Source organism: Eubacterium sp. Marseille-QA0814 (genome assembly GCF_965119675.1).
Lineage (GTDB): Bacteria > Bacillota > Clostridia > Lachnospirales > Lachnospiraceae > Eubacterium_G.
Window position 1 is genome coordinate 1 of record NZ_CBCPMG010000007.1, and the last position, 2,697, is coordinate 2,697.

Below are 2,697 nucleotides of genomic sequence, written 5' to 3' on the forward strand. Positions count from 1 at the left end.
TAAACCCCTCCGCCTGTGAATGTTACTATATCGCCTTTTGAAAGTCCTGTAGGCGTTTCCTGTGGCTTCTGCGGTGTATTCTGTTTCTCTTCCGTCTTGGCGTTTGATACGTCCGCTAGATTGCTTTCCTTTACTGCTTCGTATACTTTGCTTCTACAGCTTTCATATTGCCCCATTGTGGCATCTTTTAAGGCGTAGGCGTGTATTTCTTCAAGTCCTACCTTTTCCGCCCCTCCTGTGGCTTCTGCTGCCGTCTTGGCAATGCGTGAACTCGCACCGCTACCGCCTTGGTTCTCCAAGTCTGCAAAATAGGCAAGTGCTTTTAAGGATACCAAGCCGATTTTTACGCCGTTCTTTACATATCCTGTAATATCTGCATCTGCTAAATCGTCCTGTACTTCCTTTCCGTCCTTGGTTGTCAGTAACTTTGATATTGCCTTAGTTTCCTCTTCGGTTGCTTCTCTCTCCTGTCTGTTCCACGCATCCGCACTACTTCCGGCAATCTCTGTATACAGGGCATCCCCTAATATCTCCTTTGCCTGTTCCTGGTCCTTTTCAACAATGGACTTTAAAAGGGGCAATGCCCTGCCCCAATATGCGTTCCATTGGCACTTACCTATGCTCATTCCGTGGTTGTTGTCGTTTCTGTTTACGCTTCCGTAATTACCCTCCTGTGAGTAGATAATACTGCTTGCGACCTTAACAACCTTTTTTACCTGTGCTGCCGTTACTGCCATAGTGTACCTCCTACGCTCTCTGTGTATATCCAAGGCTTATATACCCTGCACCGCTCTTTAATCTGCCCCAAGTGGTGCTACCGTTCTTTTCCTCTCCAACGATTGTATATACTTCGCCCTGTTTTACCTGTGTTGTTACCGGGTAATTCGTTCCGGGACCCTTTCGGACATTCAGAACGGCGGTATTGATTTTTACCCTGTAACTTGTATCCTGTGGAGTATTTGCGGTTGTTCCTGCTAATTTTTCCGTATATCCAAGGCTTATATACCCTGCACCGCTCTTTAATTTGCCCCAAGTGGTGCTACCGTTTCTTACTTCGCCTACGATTGTGTATACTTCTCCCTGTTTTACCTGTGTGGCTACTCCGTAATCCGTTCCGGGACCAACACGCACATTTAATACGTCTGCGGTAATCTTCACTCTGTAGCTTGCTACATTGTCCGTTGTCGGCTGTGCGGTATGCTGTCCTCCTGTGGATGCTGAACCGCCTAAGATACCCTTAACCTTGTTTTTGAACGCCTGCCATTCCGTAGGGTTACTTACCATTTGAGCCGGGCAATTCTTACCTGTTACGTCATAATGGCGTAATACATAGGAATCAACACCACTTGCACCAATTCCAAGCATTTTACAAAGAAATGCACAAAGGTATGCAGCATTTTCTTTTGTCCTGTCTGAAATTCTGTAGTTTCCGGCGGTACAACACATTTCAATGCCTACGCTGTTTGCATTTCTGCAAGAGCCGTGTTTATAGGACTTTGCCCCGCAATGCCAAGCGGTATCCCTCAACTCTACGCTTTGGTAAATTTCCGCATCATCTACAAAAAAATGAGCGGAAGCATTACGCCCCGCACCGCTGAAATAATTTGCATTTGCCTTTGCCGTATCTTTTGAATTGCCTGTATAGTGCATTACCACATAAGATACGCTTCGGCTTGTGTTGTTGTTCAGATTGTCGTTGTTACATTTGATACTCGAATTTATCCCGATACCGTTAATTGTATCGCTGATAAATCCGGCTGTTATTGTTTTTCCCATAACGCCGTACCTCCTTAAATATTGATGTTGTTTAAATCAACAGAAATATCCTTTGTTTCCTCGGGGTATCCCTTTTTGATTTTGATAATGTTTTCTGCCTTGGCTTTCCAACAATACAAGGCAATTACTGTAGTGGTCGGTGTTGCTATGTATGTGGCAAGCACCCCGAATTGTGAGTAGTCGATAAGTGTCACTTTGATACCGATATACAGGCCCACAAAGTAAGTAAAAAGGACTGCGACCAATACAAGTTTTGTAAAGTTCGGCTTTGGAAGTTTCTTTTTACTTCCGTCCTGTAGCTTTCTGCTTAACTTGTCTTTGTTCGCAATCCTAAAAAGCAAATAAAAAACAAAGAATCCTATAGCAATGCCAAGGATTCCGCAAATAAGATATTTCATATTCTGTTTTTCCTCCTATGTTTCCTGTCCGTGTGCCTTTTGATTGATATGTTTTTCAATCTTTCCTATGGCTTCTGCGACCGGTCCGTTACATCCCTGTTCTTTAAGTCCTTTCAGACACGCCAATACCGCATAAGTGAGTAAACATAATTCATCTTCCATTGCCTTTATGTCCTCTTTCTCCTGTTTCTTTAAGTCCTCAATATCGGCTGTCTGTTTCTGTTGTGCCTGAAACCATTTGATAATCTTGTATACAACCGCACCAATGGCAGTTAATGCCCCTAATACGCTTGCAATAGTTATAATTGCTGCTGAATCAATATACATTGTGTGTAATTTCCTTTCCTTGCAGTTTGCAATATGGCGTAGCAAATCCGCAAAAATAACTTTCGGTATAGTTCTGGCAGTTATCGCATTTTCCTGTGCATCTGCTTACCTCTTCTTTCTTTTCCACCATACCGTTTTCCTTAAACAGGGTGTTAAGGCTTTGCCTAAGTCCGTAACTGTCAAAATGTGACAAGAT

Annotated in this window: 4 protein-coding genes and 1 pseudogene; all 5 read right to left on the bottom strand. The window is 43.3% G+C overall.

Annotated features, from left to right (window positions below; translation table 11 throughout):
• Positions 1-737, bottom strand: a 737-nt coding sequence (locus ACQY63_RS12250) for a hypothetical protein (RefSeq protein ID WP_428245312.1), incomplete at its 3' end; no start/stop codon positions are given.
• 10 nt (positions 738-747) lie between these two features.
• Positions 748-1,776, bottom strand: coding sequence for an N-acetylmuramoyl-L-alanine amidase (locus ACQY63_RS12255; protein WP_428245313.1), 1,029 nt, complete (start codon positions 1,774-1,776; stop codon positions 748-750).
• Between the two features lie 14 nt (positions 1,777-1,790).
• Complete coding sequence (locus tag ACQY63_RS12260) at positions 1,791-2,174, bottom strand: hypothetical protein (RefSeq protein WP_087758590.1); 384 nt, start codon at positions 2,172-2,174, stop codon at positions 1,791-1,793.
• Positions 2,175-2,189: 15 nt separating this feature from the next.
• On the bottom strand, positions 2,190-2,501 hold the full coding sequence (locus ACQY63_RS12265; protein WP_428245314.1) for a branched-chain amino acid ABC transporter permease: 312 nt from the start codon (positions 2,499-2,501) through the stop codon (positions 2,190-2,192).
• A pseudogene (locus ACQY63_RS12270) lies at positions 2,491-2,697 on the bottom strand (RNA-dependent DNA polymerase); the annotation flags it as partial. The pseudogene ACQY63_RS12270 and the gene ACQY63_RS12265, both read right to left, overlap by 11 nt.

Excerpts from the sequence above, each read along its gene's own strand:
- ACQY63_RS12255 (WP_428245313.1), bottom strand. The coding sequence starts at position 1,776 with ATGGGAAAAACAATAACAGCCGGATTTATCAGCGATACAATTAACGGT.
- ACQY63_RS12260 (WP_087758590.1), bottom strand. The coding sequence starts at position 2,174 with ATGAAATATCTTATTTGCGGAATCCTTGGCATTGCTATAGGATTCTTT.
- ACQY63_RS12265 (WP_428245314.1), bottom strand. The coding sequence starts at position 2,501 with ATGTATATTGATTCAGCAGCAATTATAACTATTGCAAGCGTATTAGGG.